General features: G+C 52.0%; 15 protein-coding genes and 1 pseudogene. 9 read left to right on the plus strand and 7 right to left on the minus strand.

Annotated elements, in window-relative coordinates:
• The first annotated feature begins 18 nt into the window (after positions 1-18).
• Complete coding sequence (locus tag MELB17_RS14300) at positions 19-780, plus strand: DeoR/GlpR family DNA-binding transcription regulator (RefSeq protein WP_007350992.1); 762 nt, start codon at positions 19-21, stop codon at positions 778-780.
• On the opposite strand, the gene MELB17_RS14305 is transcribed toward MELB17_RS14300, so the two are convergent.
• On the minus strand, positions 758-1,387 hold the full coding sequence (locus MELB17_RS14305) for a DNA-3-methyladenine glycosylase I (protein WP_007350993.1): 630 nt from the start codon (positions 1,385-1,387) through the stop codon (positions 758-760). The genes MELB17_RS14300 and MELB17_RS14305 overlap by 23 nt on opposite strands.
• A 152-nt stretch (positions 1,388-1,539) precedes the next feature.
• Between MELB17_RS14305 and MELB17_RS14310 the strand changes: the two genes are divergently transcribed.
• From MELB17_RS14310 to MELB17_RS14320, 3 genes are all read left to right on the plus strand, one after another.
• Complete coding sequence (locus MELB17_RS14310; RefSeq protein WP_007350994.1) at positions 1,540-3,720, plus strand: OsmC domain/YcaO domain-containing protein; 2,181 nt, start codon at positions 1,540-1,542, stop codon at positions 3,718-3,720.
• A 59-nt stretch (positions 3,721-3,779) separates the two neighbouring features.
• On the plus strand, positions 3,780-4,151 hold the full coding sequence (locus MELB17_RS14315; protein ID WP_007350995.1) for a YajD family HNH nuclease: 372 nt from the start codon (positions 3,780-3,782) through the stop codon (positions 4,149-4,151).
• 412 nt (positions 4,152-4,563) lie between these two features.
• Entirely contained in the window at positions 4,564-4,896 is a 333-nt protein-coding gene (locus MELB17_RS14320) for an SMR family transporter (RefSeq protein ID WP_007350996.1), read from the plus strand.
• A gap of 24 nt (positions 4,897-4,920) precedes the next feature.
• On the opposite strand, the gene MELB17_RS14325 is transcribed toward MELB17_RS14320, so the two are convergent.
• Both MELB17_RS14325 and MELB17_RS14330 read right to left on the minus strand, forming a co-directional pair.
• Entirely contained in the window at positions 4,921-5,124 is a 204-nt protein-coding gene (locus tag MELB17_RS14325) for a hypothetical protein (RefSeq protein WP_007350997.1), read from the minus strand.
• A 36-nt stretch (positions 5,125-5,160) separates the two neighbouring features.
• Complete coding sequence (locus MELB17_RS14330; RefSeq protein ID WP_007350998.1) at positions 5,161-5,616, minus strand: CopD family protein; 456 nt, start codon at positions 5,614-5,616, stop codon at positions 5,161-5,163.
• 174 nt (positions 5,617-5,790) lie between these two features.
• Between MELB17_RS14330 and MELB17_RS14335 the strand changes: the two genes are divergently transcribed.
• The 5 genes from MELB17_RS14335 to MELB17_RS14355 all read left to right on the plus strand — a co-directional run bounded on the left by MELB17_RS14335 (position 5,791) and on the right by MELB17_RS14355 (position 13,865).
• On the plus strand, positions 5,791-9,357 hold the full coding sequence (locus MELB17_RS14335) for an indolepyruvate ferredoxin oxidoreductase family protein (protein WP_007350999.1): 3,567 nt from the start codon (positions 5,791-5,793) through the stop codon (positions 9,355-9,357).
• Positions 9,358-9,950: 593 nt separating this feature from the next.
• Positions 9,951-11,036: an ice-binding family protein gene (locus MELB17_RS14340; protein WP_007351000.1), complete on the plus strand. Its 1,086-nt coding sequence runs from the start codon at positions 9,951-9,953 to the stop codon at positions 11,034-11,036.
• Between the two features lie 206 nt (positions 11,037-11,242).
• Complete coding sequence (locus tag MELB17_RS14345; protein WP_007351001.1) at positions 11,243-12,343, plus strand: calcium/sodium antiporter; 1,101 nt, start codon at positions 11,243-11,245, stop codon at positions 12,341-12,343.
• A 214-nt stretch (positions 12,344-12,557) separates the two neighbouring features.
• On the plus strand, positions 12,558-12,872 hold the full coding sequence (locus MELB17_RS14350) for a high-potential iron-sulfur protein (protein ID WP_007351002.1): 315 nt from the start codon (positions 12,558-12,560) through the stop codon (positions 12,870-12,872).
• 177 nt (positions 12,873-13,049) lie between these two features.
• Complete coding sequence (locus MELB17_RS14355) at positions 13,050-13,865, plus strand: AraC family transcriptional regulator (RefSeq protein ID WP_227498919.1); 816 nt, start codon at positions 13,050-13,052, stop codon at positions 13,863-13,865.
• Here the strand turns inward: MELB17_RS14355 and MELB17_RS14360 are convergent.
• The 4 genes and pseudogenes from MELB17_RS14360 to katG all read right to left on the minus strand — a co-directional run bounded on the left by MELB17_RS14360 (position 13,827) and on the right by katG (position 18,080).
• Positions 13,827-14,414, minus strand: a complete 588-nt coding sequence (locus tag MELB17_RS14360; protein ID WP_007351004.1) for a LysE family translocator — start codon at positions 14,412-14,414, stop codon at positions 13,827-13,829. The two genes, MELB17_RS14355 and MELB17_RS14360, sit on opposite strands and share 39 nt — an antisense overlap.
• Positions 14,415-14,557: 143 nt before the next feature.
• Positions 14,558-15,611: pseudogene (locus MELB17_RS14365) on the minus strand (NAD(P)H-dependent flavin oxidoreductase).
• Positions 15,592-15,801 (minus strand): CsbD family protein, encoded by a 210-nt coding sequence (locus MELB17_RS23905; protein WP_319795886.1) that lies wholly within the window; start codon positions 15,799-15,801, stop codon positions 15,592-15,594. The pseudogene MELB17_RS14365 and the gene MELB17_RS23905 overlap by 20 nt, the downstream one beginning before the upstream one ends.
• A 110-nt stretch (positions 15,802-15,911) precedes the next feature.
• On the minus strand, positions 15,912-18,080 hold the full coding sequence (gene katG / locus MELB17_RS14370) for a catalase/peroxidase HPI (protein WP_007351008.1): 2,169 nt from the start codon (positions 18,078-18,080) through the stop codon (positions 15,912-15,914).
• Positions 18,081-18,185: the final 105 nt, after the last annotated feature.

Genomic DNA, 18,185 nt, shown 5'->3' on the forward strand with positions numbered 1-18,185 from the left:
GACCGTGACTGTAAACTGATGGGCGCCAAAGAGCGGCAACACAGCATAATTGAATGGGTGCACGAGCAGGAGCATGTCGAAGTTGACGACATTGCAAAGCGCTTTGGCGTTACGACTCAGACCATTCGTCGCGACATCAATAAGCTTTGCGAGCAAGGCTTGTTGCGCCGTCGTTACGGTGGCGTCAGTTTACCCGCCAGCGCTGCCGCAAATCCCATTGACAACCATCAGGTGCCTAATTCAAAGGCCAAACAGCGCATGGCCGAGCGTGTCGCAGCGGATATTCCGGAAGGGGCCACCGTCAGCCTTGGGGTGGGCAGTACCATCGAATGGGTGGCGCAAGCGCTGATCCATCACCAGTCGCTCAAGATTTTGACCAACAACCTCCGCGTGGCCGCAGCGCTTTCAGTGAATCCCAATATCGACGTTATCGTGTCTGGCGGACAGTATCGGCATAAAGACCAAGACGTGGTCGGGCCGGAAGTCACCCATTTCTTCAGTTCTTTCGTCACCGACTTTGGCATCATCAGTACTGGCAGTATGGATCTTCAACACGGCTTGATGGATCACGATATCCGTGAGGCCGAAGTCAGCCGGGCCATTATAAGCAATACCCGGGGCCGTCTGCTGGTGGCCGATCACAGCAAATGGACTCTGAGTTCATACTGTAAAGTCGCCTCGTTCAAGTATGTTGATCGCTTATACACCGACGTTATGCCCAATCAGCAACGGGATGGACTACCGGACTCGGTAAGCATTATTGAATGTGGCGAAGGGTAAAACGTTTACGCGCTTGCTCTACGCCGGCCCGAATGACGCAATCCGCGGCGTGGTCGTTGATCAACCCCATCGACTGCATGAAGGCGTAAGCCGTGGTTGGCCCGATGAACTGCCACCCCAGCTTCTTAAACGCCTTCGACAAGGCAATGGATTCCGCAGAAGTCGATACTGTTTGTAGATCCGCGGGCGGCTTTGCGTCAGGCTCAAAACGCCACACGAAAGCTGCCAAGGAACCACCCTGCTCGACGAGATTCTTGGCCAGTCGCGCATTGTTGATCACGGCTTCAATCTTGCCACGATGCCGAATAATGCCCTCATCCATCATTAAACGTTCGACACTGCGCTCGTCGAAGCATGCGATTTTGTTGAAATCAAAATAATGGAAGGCCGCACGGAAATTCTCGCGCTTCGCCAAAATGGTGCGCCAACTCAATCCGGACTGAAAGCCTTCAAGACTCAGCTTCTCAAACAAGCGAAAGTCATCACTCACGGGAAAGCCCCATTCGGTGTCGTGATAAACACGCAGCTCCGGTACAGTGCCGCACCAACGGCAACGCGGTTTTCCATCCGGCCCTTTTATCGTCGCGCTAATACGGTCATGCGCCATTTTTTAGTCCGCCCTATGATCTTGTGTCCTCCCATCCTGTGTTAGCTATGGTTAAATTTTACCGAATTGAAAGACGTTCGGCGTCAAAAACTGGATAATAGTCGCAATCTAAGGCCACAAAGCGCCAAATTCTACAAATCGGTACCCTCGCAATGGAAATCAACGTCAATTTTCTCGACAACCTCCGAATTGAAGCCAAGTTTGACGACTTCTCGGTGATTTCCGACCAACCGATACGCTACAAAGGTGACGGTTCAGCGCCCGGCCCTTTTGACTATTTTTTAGCGTCATCAGCGTTGTGTGCGGCCTATTTTGTGCGGGTTTATTGCATAGCACGGAATATTCCAACCGACAATATCCGCCTGTCGCAGAACAACATTGTTGATCCCGAGAACCGCTATAACCAGATTTTCAAAATTCAGGTTGAGTTGCCAGAAGACATTTCTGACAAAGACCGACAGGGCATTGTGCGGTCCATCGACCGCTGTACAGTCAAGAAGGTGGTCCAAACCGGCCCTGAATTCCAGATTGAAATCGTAGACAGCCTGGATGAAGACGCTCAAGCCCTGCTGATGACCAAGCCAGAAGGCGACGCCAGCACCTATATTTTGGGTAAAGACCTGCCGGTGGAGCAGACCATCGCCAACATGACCGCCATTCTGGCGGATCTGGGCATGAAGATCGAGATCGCATCCTGGCGCAATATCGTGCCTCACGTTTGGTCACTGCACATTCGCGACGCGGCCTCGCCCATGTGCTTCACCAATGGTAAAGGCTCGACAAAAGAAAGCGCCCTGTGCTCGGCGCTGGGCGAATTTATTGAGCGTCTGAACTGCAACTTTTTCTATAACGATCAGTTTTTTGGCGAAAAAATTGCCAACAGCGAGTTTGTTCATTACCCCAATGAACGCTGGTTCAAGCCAGGGCCCAACGACGAACTGCCCCAGGGCATTCTGGATGACCACTGCCTGGCGATCTACAACCCGGATGATGAACTGGGTGGTTCTAACCTGATCGACACCAATTCTGGCAATGTAAAGCGCGGAATCTGCACGCTGCCATTTGTACGCCATTCAGACGGCGAGACGGTGTACTTCCCCAGCAATCTGATTGAAAACCTGTTCCTGAGCAACGGCATGAGTGCGGGTAACACGCTGTTTGAGGCGCAAGTTCAGTGCCTGTCAGAAATTTTTGAGCGGGCGGTCAAAAAGCAGATCATTCAGGAAGAACTTACGCTGCCAGACGTTCCCCTGCACGTATTGGAAAAATATCCCAACATTCTGGAAGGCATTCGGGCGTTGGAAGCACAGGGATATCCTGTGTTGGTCAAAGACGCCTCGCTTGGAGGCCAGTTTCCGGTGGCTTGTGTCGCGTTGATGAATCCGAAAACCTCCGGCGTTTTTGCCTCTTTCGGCGCGCATCCGACTCTGGAAGTGGCGCTGGAACGAAGCCTCACCGAGTTGATGCAGGGCCGCAGCTTTGAAGGCCTGAACGATTTTCCGCCCCCGACGTTCAACAGCCTTGCGATCACCGAGCCCAACAATTACGTAGAGCACTTCATTGATTCCAGCGGTGTAATCTCCTGGCGTTTCTTCAGCGCCAAGGCGGATTTCGAGTTTAGCGAGTGGGATTTCTCGGGCACCAACGAAGAAGAAGTCACCGGCCTGTTCAACATCCTCAAAGACCTGGGCAAAGAAGTGTATACAGCGGTTTATGACGACTTGGGCGCCCCAGTCTGCCGCATGCTGGTGCCTGACTATTCCGAGGTTTACCAGATAGAAGATCTGATCTGGGACAACACCAATCGGGCCCTGGATTATCGCGAAGACATTCTTAACCTCCACTCTTTGAATGACGGCCAGCTGAATGCCCTGGTGGAGCGCCTGGAAGAAAGCCAGATCGACGATTACACAGACATCATTACCTTGATCGGTATTGAATTCGACGAGAACACGGTCTGGGGCCAGCTCACCATTCTGGAGTTAAAGCTGCTGATCAACCTGGCTCTGGAACAGCACGAAGACGCCCTTGAGCGAGTCGAAACCTTTATCCAGTTCAATGACAATACCGTGGAACGCGGGTTGTTTTATCGGGCGGTGAATGCAGTACTGGAAATTATTATCGATGACGAACTTGAACTGAGTGATTATCTGTTTAATTTCAAGCGACTGTACGGTGAACAGACTATGGACGCGGTGGTGGGGTCGGTGAATGGCGATGTGCGCTTTTACGGCCTCACCCCAACCAACATGCAGTTGGAAGGCTTGGACAAACACCTGCGGCTTATTGAAAGCTATAAGAAGCTGCATGCAGCGCGGGCGACCAGAGTTTGAATGACATTTAGAACCGGAACTGAAAACCGGGACAGATCTACTTTCCGAGGGAAGCACTGATGAGTCAGAACGTTGGCGATACGAGCAAACTGGATAAGATTCTGGCTGAGCAGCGTGAGTACATCGCGAAGCGCGAAGGCGGCTATCGCGAAAAATCACTGAAAATGTACCCGTGGATATGCGGGCGCTGCACCCGTGAGTTTACCCGCGCCAATTTGCGAGAACTGACGGTGCATCATCGCGACCATGACCACGGCAACAATCCCGCCGATGGCAGTAACTGGGAATTATTGTGCGTTTACTGCCACGACAACGAACACAGTAAATTCGAGGATTTCGTGCGCTACGGCGGCGGCGGTGAAAAAAGGCGGGAGGCGGCTACGCACAATCCGTTTGCTGGCCTGAAAGAAGCGCTTGAAAAGAAAAACTAATAGCCGTAGCTAAAGCCCAATACAAAACGCCGTCAACTGTTGTGATTGACGGCGTTTTGTATTTACTGGCTAGCAATCCCAGGGTTTTCACCGTAGTTGTCGTGATCACCCAGGCGCTTTCTGGGTAATGGCAAAAACCATTGGATTAAGGCTCTGGTAATAGGCAGTAACGCTTTGGATGTCGTCTTCTGTAAGTGCATTCGCAAAGGGCTGTTACTTGAACTCAGAGATAAAGAAACCGTGATAAATTCATTTTTTTAATGGAATAAAATGCAGCCTGAGTAATATAAGTATAACGTAAAACGCAAACGCCGCTGTTTTGAACAAACGCTGATAATTGAGACAAGAGTTCGTTTTTTTCAGCCTCCTGCAAGTGGTTTTCTAATCCAATGTGTTCAAAAAGAGTATTTAAATGAAAAACTGGCTGTTTCTAAGCATCGCCATTATTGCGGAAGTGATTGCGACTTCAAGCCTGAAGTCGAGCGAAGGCTTTACCAAAGTGCTTCCAAGTGTGATGGTGGTTGTCGGATACGGCGTCGCTTTCTATTTTTTGTCGCTGACCCTGAAAACGATTCCGGTCGGCATAGCCTATGCCATCTGGTCTGGTTCAGGAATCGTTCTGATATCACTGATCGGCTGGTTGGCGTTTGGTCAGAAATTAGACATGGCAAGCGTGTTCGGGATGGGGCTTATTGTGGCTGGGGTGGTTGTTATTAATGTGTTTTCCAACGCAACTGCGCATTAAATTTTACGAATGCGTTAGCCTCAATCAAACCTCAACGAATCTTGGAACCAGCATCAACCCAATACCCACCGCCACCAGCGCAAGCGTGTCCGCCACCAGATAGGGGTATAGAATCAAAGCGATACCACAATATCGCGTTACGATATTCGATTGCTTGCGGCCGTAAATGAAATAGCCGACGCCAATGGAGCTGAAAACCAGCCCCATAATCAGTTGTGTGGCATCCATCACAGTGTCACGGTTTCCAGCCTTTTTTGTCTCTATTTACAGATAGCGCCCGGCAGAACCGACAGCCACAACGACCAGCCCAATAATCAGATTAATGCCAACGAGCCGGCGAATTTTGCCGACCTGACGCCCGCCTTCCTGGGGATCGCTGGCGGCAACGGCCAGTTTCAAACGGCGGAACGGGGCAAAGTAGAGGTGAAAAAACAGCAACATCATAATCAGGCCAAGCGTCTGCATGGCATGAATGTGCCACCCTGCCCCAGCCATGCCACCAAATCCTTTGAAAATCATCCAATAGCCGGTGATCAGCAAAAGTACAATCGCCAACCAAACCCAGCGGAAAAACCGGGTAAGCGTTTGACACCAAAGTTCACCACGCTGTCCCGCTTCGATCACCTCACCCACGGCCGGGCGCATCGCCATGTAGGCAAAAAACATACCGCCAACCCAAATGACGGCGGATAACGCATGCAACGCAATAGCCAGACCCATAACCTTTCCCTTTGATGTAATTCGTACCTGAATTTACACGAACGGCCCGACAAACACGATCGGCAAACCCATATTCCTCGGTCTTAAGTACGTAAAAGACGTCTATTTACCAACTCATTTGCTGAATTCCCTTCTATACTTTTGATCATAAGTTAAATAGAAGAAGAGGATCGTATGCCTGCTGACAATTCTCGCCCCCAAGCCTCTCAAGGCAAGCGCACCGAAACCGGCGGCCCGAAGCTCGACAATTACCAACTTGAAGACCGCTACCTGCGAGAGTCCGGGCGGGTATTCCTTACCGGAACCCAGGCCCTGGTGCGCATACTTCTGACCCAGGCAGCGCTGGATCGCAAACTTGGGCTCAAAACGGCCGGTTTGGCGAGTGGCTATCGTGGTTCACCACTGGGCGCAGTGGACTTTGCACTGTGGCAGGCTAAAACGTTGCTTGATCAAAACCGCGTAGATTTTGTGCCCGCAATCAACGAGGATCTTGCGGCCACCATTATATTGGGTACCCAACAAGTGGAGACCGACGATGACCGCCAGGTGGATGGCGTGTTCGGGCTCTGGTACGGCAAAGGGCCCGGCGTTGACCGAGCCGGAGACGCACTGAAACACGGCACCACTTACGGTAGTTCTCCTCACGGTGGCGTTCTGGTCGTTGCCGGTGATGATCACGGCTGCGTGTCTTCGTCTATGCCCCACCAGTCTGATGTGGCGTTCATGAGCTTTTTCATGCCCACTATTAATCCAGCCAACATTGCCGAGTATTTGGAGTTTGGCCTTTGGGGCTATGCCTTGTCGCGTTACAGCGGCTGCTGGGTTGGATTCAAAGCGGTGTCCGAAACGGTGGAAAGTGCTGCTTCGGTGGAGCTGGCGCCACTGCCGGATTTTGTAACGCCGGATGATTTCACGCCGCCGGAGACCGGCCTTCACTATCGCTGGCCAGACCTTCCGGGGCCTCAGCTGGAAACCCGTATTGAACATAAACTGGCGGCGGTGCAAGCTTTTGCCCGAGCGAATCCTATCGACCGCTGCCTGTTTAATGAGCCAAACGCACGGTTTGGAATAGTCACCACCGGAAAAGGACATCTGGATCTGCTGGAAGCGCTTGATCTGCTGGGCATTGATGAATGTCATGCCAGGGAGATGGGGCTCGATATCTATAAAGTGGGCATGGTCTGGCCACTTGAACGACGCGGTATTCTCAAGTTTGTTCACGACAAGGAAGAAGTGCTTGTTGTCGAGGAAAAGCGCGGCATTATCGAAAGTCAGATCAAAGAAGCCATGTCGGAACCGGATCACCCCGGCGACGTTCTAATCACTGGCAAGCAGGATGAGCTGGGCCGCCCGTTGATTCCTTACGTCGGCGAACTGAGCCCCAAGTTAGTAGCCGGTTTTCTCGCCGCCCGCCTTGGCCGCTTCTTTGGGGCGGATTTCAGCGCACGCCTGGCGACCATCAACAGCATAAGCAATGCCCAGGATCCAGGAGGTGTTAAGCGCCTGCCCTATTTCTGTTCGGGCTGCCCCCACAACACCTCGACCAAAGTGCCGGAAGGCAGCAAGGCACTGGCCGGGATCGGCTGTCACTTTATGGCATCCTGGATGGGCCGTAACACGGAATCGCTGATTCAGATGGGTGGCGAAGGGGTTAATTGGGTTGGCAAGAGCAGGTATATCGGCAATCCCCATATATTTCAGAACCTGGGTGAGGGCACCTATTTTCATTCTGGCTCTATGGCCATCCGCCAGGCCGTGGCGGCCGGCATCAACATCACCTATAAGATTCTGTTCAATGACGCAGTAGCCATGACCGGCGGGCAACCTGTTGACGGCAATATCAGCGTGCCGATGATCGCGCAGCAGGTTGCAGCGGAGGGCGTTCGCCGGGTTGTTGTGCTCAGTGATGAACCCGAAAAGTACGATGGTAAAAAGCATCTTTTCCCCGCGGATGTAAGCTTTCATGATCGCTCAGAGCTGGATAACGTTCAAAAGGAGCTGCGTGACATTCCGGGCTGCACCGTGCTGATTTACGATCAGACCTGCGCCGCAGAGAAGCGTCGCCGGCGTAAGCGCAACCTGTACCCGGATCCCGCCAAGCGGGTGTTTATCAATCATCACGTGTGTGAAGGTTGCGGAGACTGTTCTGTGCAATCGAACTGTCTTTCGGTGGTGCCGCGCCAGACAGAGCTGGGCCGCAAACGCAAGATTGACCAGTCTTCCTGTAACAAGGATTTCTCCTGCCTGAATGGCTTTTGTCCTAGCTTTGTAACCATCGAGGGTGGCCAACTGCGCAAATCTCGCGGCACAGACACAGGCTCTGTGCTCACGAGCAAACTTACTACTATTCCCGAGCCAGTTTTGCCTGCGTTGACCGGTTCCTACGATCTGTTGGTGGGTGGTGTGGGCGGCACTGGCGTCGTAACCGTGGGCCAGCTCATCACTATGGCAGCCCATCTTGAAGGCCGGGGTACCTCGGTGCTGGACTTCACCGGCTTCGCGCAGAAGGGTGGCACGGTACTCAGTTATGTTCGCATGGCGCCGTCGCCAGACAAACTGCACCAGGTTCGCATCAGTAACGCTGAGGCCGATGCGGTGATCGCTTGCGACCTGGTGGTGGCTTCTTCCCAGAAGGCACTGAACGTTCTGAAACCCCTTTACACCCGTGTAGTAGCCAACGAAGCCGAACTGCCCACCGCGGATTACGTGTTGTTTCGGGATGCGGACATGCAGGCCGACACGCGCCTGGACCTGATTCGTAACGCCGTTGGCGATGACAATTTCGCGCGATTGAATGCCAATGGCATTGCTGAGAAGCTGATGGGAGACACCGTGTTTTCCAACGTGATGATGCTGGGCTTTGCCTGGCAGAGAGGGCTTCTGCCTCTGTCACAGGCCTCGTTGATAAAAGCCATTGAGCTGAATGGCGTCGCGATTGACCGCAATAAGGAAGCCTTTGGCTGGGGCCGCGTAGCCGCAACAGACTTGAAGGCCATTACCGACCTGCTGAACACCGGCGAGGCTCGGGTAGACGACGTGAAACCGACCCAAGGCTTGGACGAGCTGATCAACATTCGTTATCAGCATCTAGTGAACTATCAGCATCGGCGCTGGGCTGATCGCTATACCTCGCTGGTAAAGCAAGTACACGACGCAGAGGACACCTTGGGCCAGAACAACCATTTGTTGACGCGGACCATCGCCCAACAACTGTATCGGCTTATGGCCTACAAGGACGAATACGAAGTGGCCCGCCTGTTTGCTGAAACCGACTTTATGAAAGAGGTGAACAATACCTTCGAAGGGGACTTTAAGGTTTACTTTCATTTGGCCCCGCCCATCATGAACCGAGGTACCGACGCCCAGGGCCGGCCCAGAAAACGCCAGTTCGGCCCCTGGATGTTCCAGGCGTTCAAGCTGCTGGCAAAATTCCGGGTGCTGCGCGGCACGGCTATCGATCCGTTCAGCTATTCCGCCGACCGCAAGATGGATCGGGCGCAGTTGAAAGACTACCAGCAACTGGTGGAGCGGATTGTCAGTGGGCTGGATCCCAGCAACTACGACACTTTTTTACAACTGGCGGAGCTAACGAGTGAAGTTCGGGGCTATGGCCCGGTACGCGAGCAGGCCACACACGCGATTCAGGAGAAACAGAGGCGGCTGACTGAAGCTCTGGATACGGGCCACGCAACATTGATTCGAACCAAGCAGGCTGACAGCAAAGAGACAGACCTAGTTTGAGGCGCTTTTTATTATGCTCAGGTAGCATTAATAGCCTATCTACATCTTCTTAGTGCCCCATAACGAACACACCTAATATTAAAAGGTATCTGCTCTTCTGCGATTACTCAAAATTGGGTGCAGGTAGAACTTTTGGTGGAGTAGCTATAACGACGTGCAGTAATCAGACACACCAGAATAACGTCAGTTTATTTTACACATTCATTGGCGGTAAATTTAATACATAATGCATGCTTATGATTTATATTGATATTATATATAATGGCATGATAAATGCTTAAATTTAAAACAGAACCAAATAGATGAAAATTCTATTAGTTTCAAAAAAGCATTAATTATTGCCTCTTAGATTTTTGGTTCTACCGTTGGTAAAGCCAATCTTAATGATCACTGGTTTGAAATAGGTTTAGTAACGGCGCGCTTCAATTATTAATCGTCGATCAGGCTCGGATAAGCGAGAGAGCATAAGAAAAAACGCTCACACTTGCTATACGCGCAATAGCTCAAACGAAGATTCTGGTGATGGCGATACTGCTTATAACGTAGCAGTTACTCGTGTTCATTCTAAATGGATATTACGAAAAAGGACTTCAATGAAACACACTAAATCACTACTCTTTGTTTCGATCATCGCTGCGGCGTCTAGCGCACAAGCAATGCCCTTGTTAAATGCTGAGCTAAATAACCAGTCCATTTATGCCAACGTTTACATAACCGTAGGTGCACTGGCAACCGCCGGTGGCAATATGCAGAGCCCCGGCGCGATATCAACAGGTGCGGGTTCAATTGCTGGTGGTAATATTGAGGCTGGAACCTTCGCAGCCATCGGTGCTTCGGGAGCGGTCAAAGGCAATATTAAAAGTGGCACATACACAAGCGCCGGCGCAGGTGCCGGGCTCGACGGCGACGTTAAAACAAGAACCTACGCCAGCTTCGGCAATTCGGCCGTTGTCGCGGGCAGTGTTGAGAGCGGAACGGATACAAGAATAGATCTCACCGCTACCGTAGTGATCGTGAAGCAAGACCGTATGTTGGAACCTGGGTATAGCGCTCCCGAAGTAATCAGTCAGACGGAAAATATTAAGTCTGCCCAACAAACGCTCAAAGATCTGGGAAAAGGGACGCAACTAGCAGTCGGTTTCGGGACAAACGACGAACTGCTCGGAGCCGGCATCTACAGTGTCGCAGATTATCTAACGGTTGCTGCCAGCACAACCATCACCCTTGATGGCGGAGGTGTAGATGCCTCTTGGGTTTTCAACATCTCGAACTACATGACCTTTGGTGCGCTCGCAAATATAGAGCTTTTGAACGTAACTGATGAGAGCAGCATTATCTGGAATATCTTGGGCGACAAAACTGTCGGGGCCGGCGAAGGTTACACAACACTAGGCGCAGGAGCGAAATTCAGAGGCCTTGTTCTATCGAAAAGCTACGTTTCCGCTGGGGACAGTGCTGTAATGTTAGGCGTAGGTGACTATTGTGGCGGCGCTTTTTCAGCGACAAATTATGTCACTTTAGGCGCAAATGCCATATTGGGAGCGGACGGTTGCAAAACCGGCGCAGCTACCGCTTACAATAATTTAGCCCGCCTACCTGAACCTTCAACAGCCTTATTGTTGGGTTTGAGTTTAGCGTTATTTGGCATCGCTAGACGAAAAAAAGCGCGCGTTCATTGAACCAAGTGTTGCACTTGGAGCGGACGACCGCCCAGTGTTATTCTTTTTAATATCCTGAATTTATGAGTCATTAAGCAAGTATCATTTCTCGCTGCGCCTGCTTTAAAAGAAAAATAAATCCGTGCAATTTTTCTGGCATGCCAAGCGTATACTCGTGCCGGCTTAATGCGCTTTGTGCGGTCATTAAGCAAACTTGCGAGAAGCGTATGGCCTTTGTTTTCTTCAGTGCTGGGTTGGTTTTTTTGATCGTAGGTGCCGAAGCATTAGTCAGAGGCGCATCCCGTTTTGCATTGGGCTTCGGTATATCGCCATTAATTATCGGGTTGACTGTTGTCGCATTCGGCACCAGTTCGCCAGAACTTGCAGTCAGTGTTAAAGCGGCTCTATCGGGCCAATCGGGTGTTGCTGTGGGCAACGTCATCGGCAGCAATATCTTCAACGTTCTTTTTATCCTGGGCCTTTCTGCGTTAATTGTGCCACTTGTTGTGTCAAAACAACTCCTGCGACTTGATGTGCCGGTAATGATTGCGCTCTCGATGTTTGTTTTGCTTCTTTCGCTGGATGGAAGCGTCAGTCGCGCTGACGGCACAATACTGGTATTAGGTCTCGCCGGTTATATCGGGGTTTTGATTTACCTGAGCCGCAAAGCCAGTACCGATCGCAATAAAGAACGTACCGAACGTAATAACGAAGGCAGCAAAGAGTCCGGAGATGTGAATCGCTCTGGCAGTAGCACTCTCAGAAATAGTCTCCTTGTCCTCGGCGGCCTTGTTCTGTTGGTTCTCGGCTCACGCTGGCTGGTTGATGGCGCTGTCTCGTTTGCCCAATATATGGGTGTCAGCGAACTGATTATCGGCCTAACGATTGTTGCAGCAGGTACATCCCTGCCAGAAGTGGTTACCTCAGTTATTGCGGCTATACGCGGTCAACGTGACATCGCCGTTGGCAATGTGATCGGCAGCAATATTTTCAACCTGATGGGCGTGCTGGGGGTTGCAGGTATTGTTGCGCCCTCCGGAATTAACGTGCCGCCTGCCGTTATCGGTTTTGATCTTCCGGTAATGATAGCGGTTGCATTTGCCTGTTTGCCCATATTCTTTACGGGTGGCGGAATCAGCCGGCCGGAAGGCAGTCTTTTCCTTGGATACTACGTGATGTATACGATGTATATCATCCTGGTTGCGACTCAGCATGATGCTTTGCCCGAGTTTGGTACAGTGGCGCTTTACTTCTTAATACCGCTTACTGTAATCACCCTGACTGTTAGCGCGCTGTTAGAGATACGCAGGCGAAGCCATGAAAGATAATGATAACCATTAATGAGTTTTCGATAACGATTGTTATTTGATAAACGTTTTAATTATCAATATCTTTAACTTTCGGAAAGATGATTAACGCCTTCATGTTGCGCATATTGAACATTGGTTCATTTCGATCTATTCTACGTTCGAAACGTATTACTACCCGCAACTATTACTAACCATTTAATATACTGAAGATATACACACATAAGGAACTATCATGGCTAATCAAAGTCGCCGCAAATTTATGCGTCACAGCTTGCTCGGTATGGCTGCTCTACCTCTTGGTATGGGCATTCTATCTCAGCGCGCTTTCGCCCAAAGCCTTCCACCGCTCGACCCAACAACCCCCCAAGCCAAGGGGTTGAACTACGTTAAAGTGGCCGAAGAGGCTGCCGGCCACCCGGCTTATGCGGCAGGTGAACACTGCGCAAGCTGTATGTTCTTCCTGGAAGCCAACAATGGCTGTTCGCTGTTCCCGCAGAATAGCGTGGAATCGAACGGCTGGTGTCAGACGTGGGTCCAGAAGGCCTAACCGTCAGTTTTCAAGGAATGGCCTTAAAACCGGGGCCGATTGTTTTCTCAGGAAAATAGATCGGCCCCGGTTTTCTTTCAAAAAGCGTAAGCGTGAAGTAAGTTATCTGTGACTTCATCAGGATGACCAGCAATGACTACGCCTCCGTATGCCCCCGTTTTCTGGCGTGACAAGCGCATGCCTTTCGTAGAACTGCGTAAGGTCGCGGATGGTCGCCCAGTCTGTTATGCCCTCCACAGCCATTCACATTGGTCCCTTGGCGCAATTACTAACGGCAAAAGCACGTTTCGTTATCGCGACGACAGCTTTGCGGTCAGTGCCGGAGACTTGGTGGTAATGAACCCGGAATGGGCGCACGCGTGTAATCCTATAGATAACCATCCCTGGTCATATCTGATGATGTATGTTGATACTCAGTGGTTAACAAATCTGCGATACCAGGCGGGTTTACTCCCTACCCCAGCCTGGCAGGATCTACACACGGCTGTGCTATCCGATAACCGCTGGTTCGATCGTTACCGCCATCTCGCAGATTGCCTTTTGGATACCCAGTCTGCGGTGACAGACAAGCAGAGAGAATTAGAGGCGTTTCTGTCAGCTCTCATGCACGAGCTGGCAACTCAGCCAATCACTCAGCAGCCAGCTACCGCAGATGTTTTAACACAGCTGGCTCGCTATATAGATCAGCATGCGACGGACGATGTTTCGCTGGAGACCCTTTGCGCCCTTTCAGGTTTTAGCGAGAGCCATTTGATCCGCTCCTTTAAACAGGCGTTCGGTTTCACGCCCCATGCATACCTGGTGAATCGACGCGTGCAAATCGGCCAGAATGAGCTAAAAAAAGGCACGCCCATTGCCGAGGCAGCCCTGAATGCCGGCTTTGCCGATCAGCCTCACTTTCAGCGTGCCTTCAAGTTACGAGTGGCCGCAACTCCAAACCAGTACCGTCTCGGTTCAGCTAACGAGAAGATACACGCAGCTGACAGCAAGTAATAACGCCAGTGTGCGGTTGATGGTCATCAGGATGATGGGCTTTTGAACATATCGGCGCAGGAATGCGCCGGCGTAAACCCAGCAAGCCAGTGACAACCAGCAGATTGGCAGATAAAGAGCGGCAAACAGCAGGATCTGGTTCAGATCGTTTGCGTTAGTGAACGCCCCGATGCCAGAAGCGGAGGCAAGCCAGGCTTTGGGGTTCAACCACTGCATCAAGGCGCCTGTAATGAAGCCCGGTGCCTTTTTGCTGCCAGCGTCTGGCAATTGACCGCTGTCCAGGGCTAACTTGATACTCAGATAAAGCAAAAATGCAATACCCACCCAACGCAACACACTTTGCAGCCCCGGAACCATCGTCAGTAGTGAATAAAGACCCAGTCCTACCGCAATGAAAAGCACAATAAAACTCAGCGTGGCACCAGTGACAAACGTTAAGCCGGTGGCAACCGGATAGCGGGTACCAGTGCTCAGGCACACAAGATTTACGGGCCCAGGTGAAATGGATGCCGCTAAGGCAAACGCGCACATGGGTAGAATCAAAGACATAGTCATACACTCTCCGGTCAAATCAGGAGTGGATTCTGACACGCCCGGCAGCATAGTATATTGAACAAAATTGAGGTGTTGCGGCTTATTGAGTTTCAATTAAAATCGGGCTTAAAAGCGCGATTAAAATCGAGACAAGCCTACTATTCGATACGAGTTTCAGCCATCAGCACGCTCATCAACTCCGACGCCGGTAGCTCACGCGCCAGCGGTGCGCCCTGCCCATTGCGCGGCAAATTCGTTGTTTCCCAGTTTGGATGCTGCCCCACTAAGTCGTTTAGCTGCAGCGTAAGCGAGCGGGTAATCCGCGGGAAACGGGCTGCCTTCTGCTTCGCCAAATGTAATCAATCGATTAACCATTCCCCGTGCCGGCCGGCCGGATAGGACATCCGTCAATCGTGTCTGCGTTGCACGTTGGCTTTTCAGATTTTCGCGATAGGCGCTATTGGCCGCAGATTCGGGACACAGAACAAATGCCGTTCCTAGCTGGGCAGCTACCGCTCCAAGTTTCAGCACCGAGTTGACGGCATGGCCGTCCATAATGCCGCCCGCCGCGATGATAGGCAGTGTTGTGTGCTTTGCCAGCAAACACACAAGCACCATCGTACTCAAACACTCATCCGTTGTTTCCGGGTTAAACATACCCCGGTGCCCGCCGGCTTCAATACCCTGGGCGACAATGGCATCTATTCCCGCTTGCTCGATCAGTGTTGCCTCGTAAAGATTGGTCGCCGTTGCCATGGTGTAAATGCCGGCCTCACGCAAACAGGCAATACAGTCAGCAGAAGGTATGCCGAAATGAAAACTGACGACAGCCGGGCGCAGCTCAAGCAACATCTCGAATTGTTCGTCTTCGACAAGGAATGAAGTGTAAATTTCGTCGAGTTGATCGGGCGGATCCAGCCCGGCTTCGCTGAACAGTGGAGCAAGATACGCAAGCCACGCTTTTTCTCTGTCAGGGTCACGCGTTGCAGGGGCGTGGCAAAAGACGTTCACATTGAACGGTTGTCCGGTTAGCCGATGCGTCTGTTCAATCATGTTTCGAGCTTGGTCAATTGTGCTAGCGCCAATCCCCAGTGAACCGAGCCCGCCCGCGTTCGACACCGCGGCGGCCAACTCCGGCGTAGATACGCCAGCCATTGGTGCCTGAATAATTGGGAAACGAATGCCCAGTTTTTCAATAAAATCCGAAGTCATGTGCATTAATAATCCTTAAAAACCAATGCCAGTGTGTTGCGCCGTATTTTTCTTGAACTTTGCCCAAGAAATGATCTTTGCGGCCACCCATCTCATCTACCTCATCGTCAGTCAGTTTGCCCCAGTTTTCACGCATCGTGCCTTTGAGTTGTTTCCAAAATTTAACAATAATGATGGCGTTGCGATTAATTCATAATATATTCATGTTTACATGAAGCACGTTGGTTTAGAAGGAGTCATTTTTAATAAAAAAAGGCGCTTCAACTCTCGCTGAAGCGCCTTTTTAAATACCCTTTACGCTTACGCGAGATCAAACCGGTCAGCATTCATGACTTTGGTCCAGGCGGTCACAAAGTCATGCGCAAAGCGCTCTTTGTTGTCGTCCTGAGCATAAAATTCCGCGTAGGAGCGCAAGATCGAGTTGGAGCCGAACACCAGATCTACTCGGGTGGCGGTCCACTTCACTGCGTCGGTTTTGCGATCGCGAATCTCGTAAGAGTTTTTCCCCGTCGGCTTCCAGCTGTTCCCCATGTCGGTCAGGTTCACAAAGAAGTCGTTGGTCAGTTGCCCTTCCCTGTTGGTGAATACGCCGGGCTTGCTGCCACCGTGGTTGGTGCCAAGCACACGCATTCCGCCTAGTAACACCGTCATCTCCGGCGCAGTCAGGCCCATCAGCTGAGCACGGTCCAGCAACAGTTTTTCCGGGGTAGCCGTGTAATCTTTTTTCACCCAGTTACGGAAGCCATCGTGAATGGGCTCCAGCGGTTCGAAAGATTCCACATCAGTCATCTCGTCGGTGGCATCGCCACGGCCGGCTGAGAATGGCACGTTTACGCTTACACCCGCGGCTTTAGCCGCCCGCTCTAAGCCAACATTACCCGCCAGCACAATCACATCGGCCACACTGGCACCGGCGTCTGCGGCAATAGCTTCCAGCACGCTTAATACACGGGCCAGGCGCTCGGGTTCGTTACCTTCCCAGTCTTTCTGGGGGGCAAGACGAATTCGCGATCCGTTGGCGCCACCGCGCATATCCGAACCACGGTAGGTACGGGCGCTGTCCCAAGCGGTGTTGATCATGTCGGTAGCGTTCAGGCCACTGGCAGCAATCTTCGCTTTAACGGCATCGACGTTATAACCGGTGTTGCCGGCAGGCGTCGGGTCTTGCCAGATCAGATCTTCCTGAGGTACTTCCGGGCCGACATAGCGCACTTTTGGCCCAAGGTCGCGGTGAGTCAATTTGAACCAGGCGCGAGCAAACACGTCTTCAAAGGAGGCTTGATCTTTGGCGAACTTCTCGGAGATCTTGCGGTACTCCGGGTCCATTTTCATGGCCATGTCGGCGTCGGTCATGATCGGGTTGCGACGCACGGACGGGTTCTCTGCATCCACCGGCTTGTCTTCTTCTTTCATGTCCACCGGTTGCCACTGCCAAGCGCCGGCCGGGCTCTTGGTCAGCTCCCAGTCGTAGTTCATCAGCGATTTAAAGTAGCCGTCGTCCCATTGGGTGGGATTGGTGGTCCAGGCACCTTCAAGACCGCTGGTGACCGTATGATTACCGACCGTACCGGTCTTTTTATTCCAGCCCAGGCCCTGCTCTTCTACTTCAGCGCCTTCCGGTGCTTCGCCCAAGTTTGCCGGATCGCCATTACCGTGGCATTTACCCACGGTGTGACCACCTGCGGTCAACGCGACCGTTTCTTCGTCGTTCATGGCCATACGCTTGAACGTTTCGCGCACGTCGCGGGCCGTTGCAAGCGGGTCCGGGTTGCCGTCAACGCCTTCGGGGTTCACGTAGATCAAGCCCATCATCACCGCGGCCAGCGGGTCTTCCAGATCACGATCACCACTGTAACGGCTCTTTTCGTTGTCGCTGGTAGCCAGCCACTCGTCTTCCGCTCCCCAGTAGATGTCTTCTTCCGGGTGCCAGATGTCTTCGCGGCCAAAGGCGAAGCCAAAGGTTTTGAAGCCCATGGATTCATAAGCCACGTTACCCGCCAGCACAATCAGGTCGGCCCAGCTCAGCTTGTTGCCGTACTTGCGCTTGACCGGCCACAGCAGGCGGCGGGCTTTGTCGAGGTTGCCGTTATCCGGCCAGGAGTTTAGCGGAGCGAAACGCTGGTTGCCGGTGCCTGCGCCACCGCGGCCATCGGTAACGCGGTAGGAACCGGCTGCGTGCCATGCCAGACGAATCATCAGACCGCCGTAATGGCCCCAATCCGCCGGCCACCAATCCTGGCTGTCGGTCATCAGGTCGTTCAGGTCTTTTTTCAGGGCGTCTACGTCAAGTTTTTTCAACTCTTCGCGATAATTGAAAACAGCACCCAGCGGCTTGGTTTTGCTGTCGTGCTGATTAAGGATGGCCAGGTTCAAGGCGCTGGGCCACCATTTCATGTTGCTGCTGCCGGAGGAGGTATTGCCGCCGTGCATGACCGGGCATTTGCCCGCCGTTGGATTGCTATCAGCCATGTTTTTTCTCCACTATTCTTAGGGGGTGTTGGCTTCACTCAAAGACTGCATGACAATTGTGTTGTGCTTCTCTGATGTGGCTATACCTGACTATAGGCCAACAAA

The organism is Marinobacter sp. ELB17, assembly GCF_000169375.1.
Lineage (GTDB): Bacteria > Pseudomonadota > Gammaproteobacteria > Pseudomonadales > Oleiphilaceae > Marinobacter.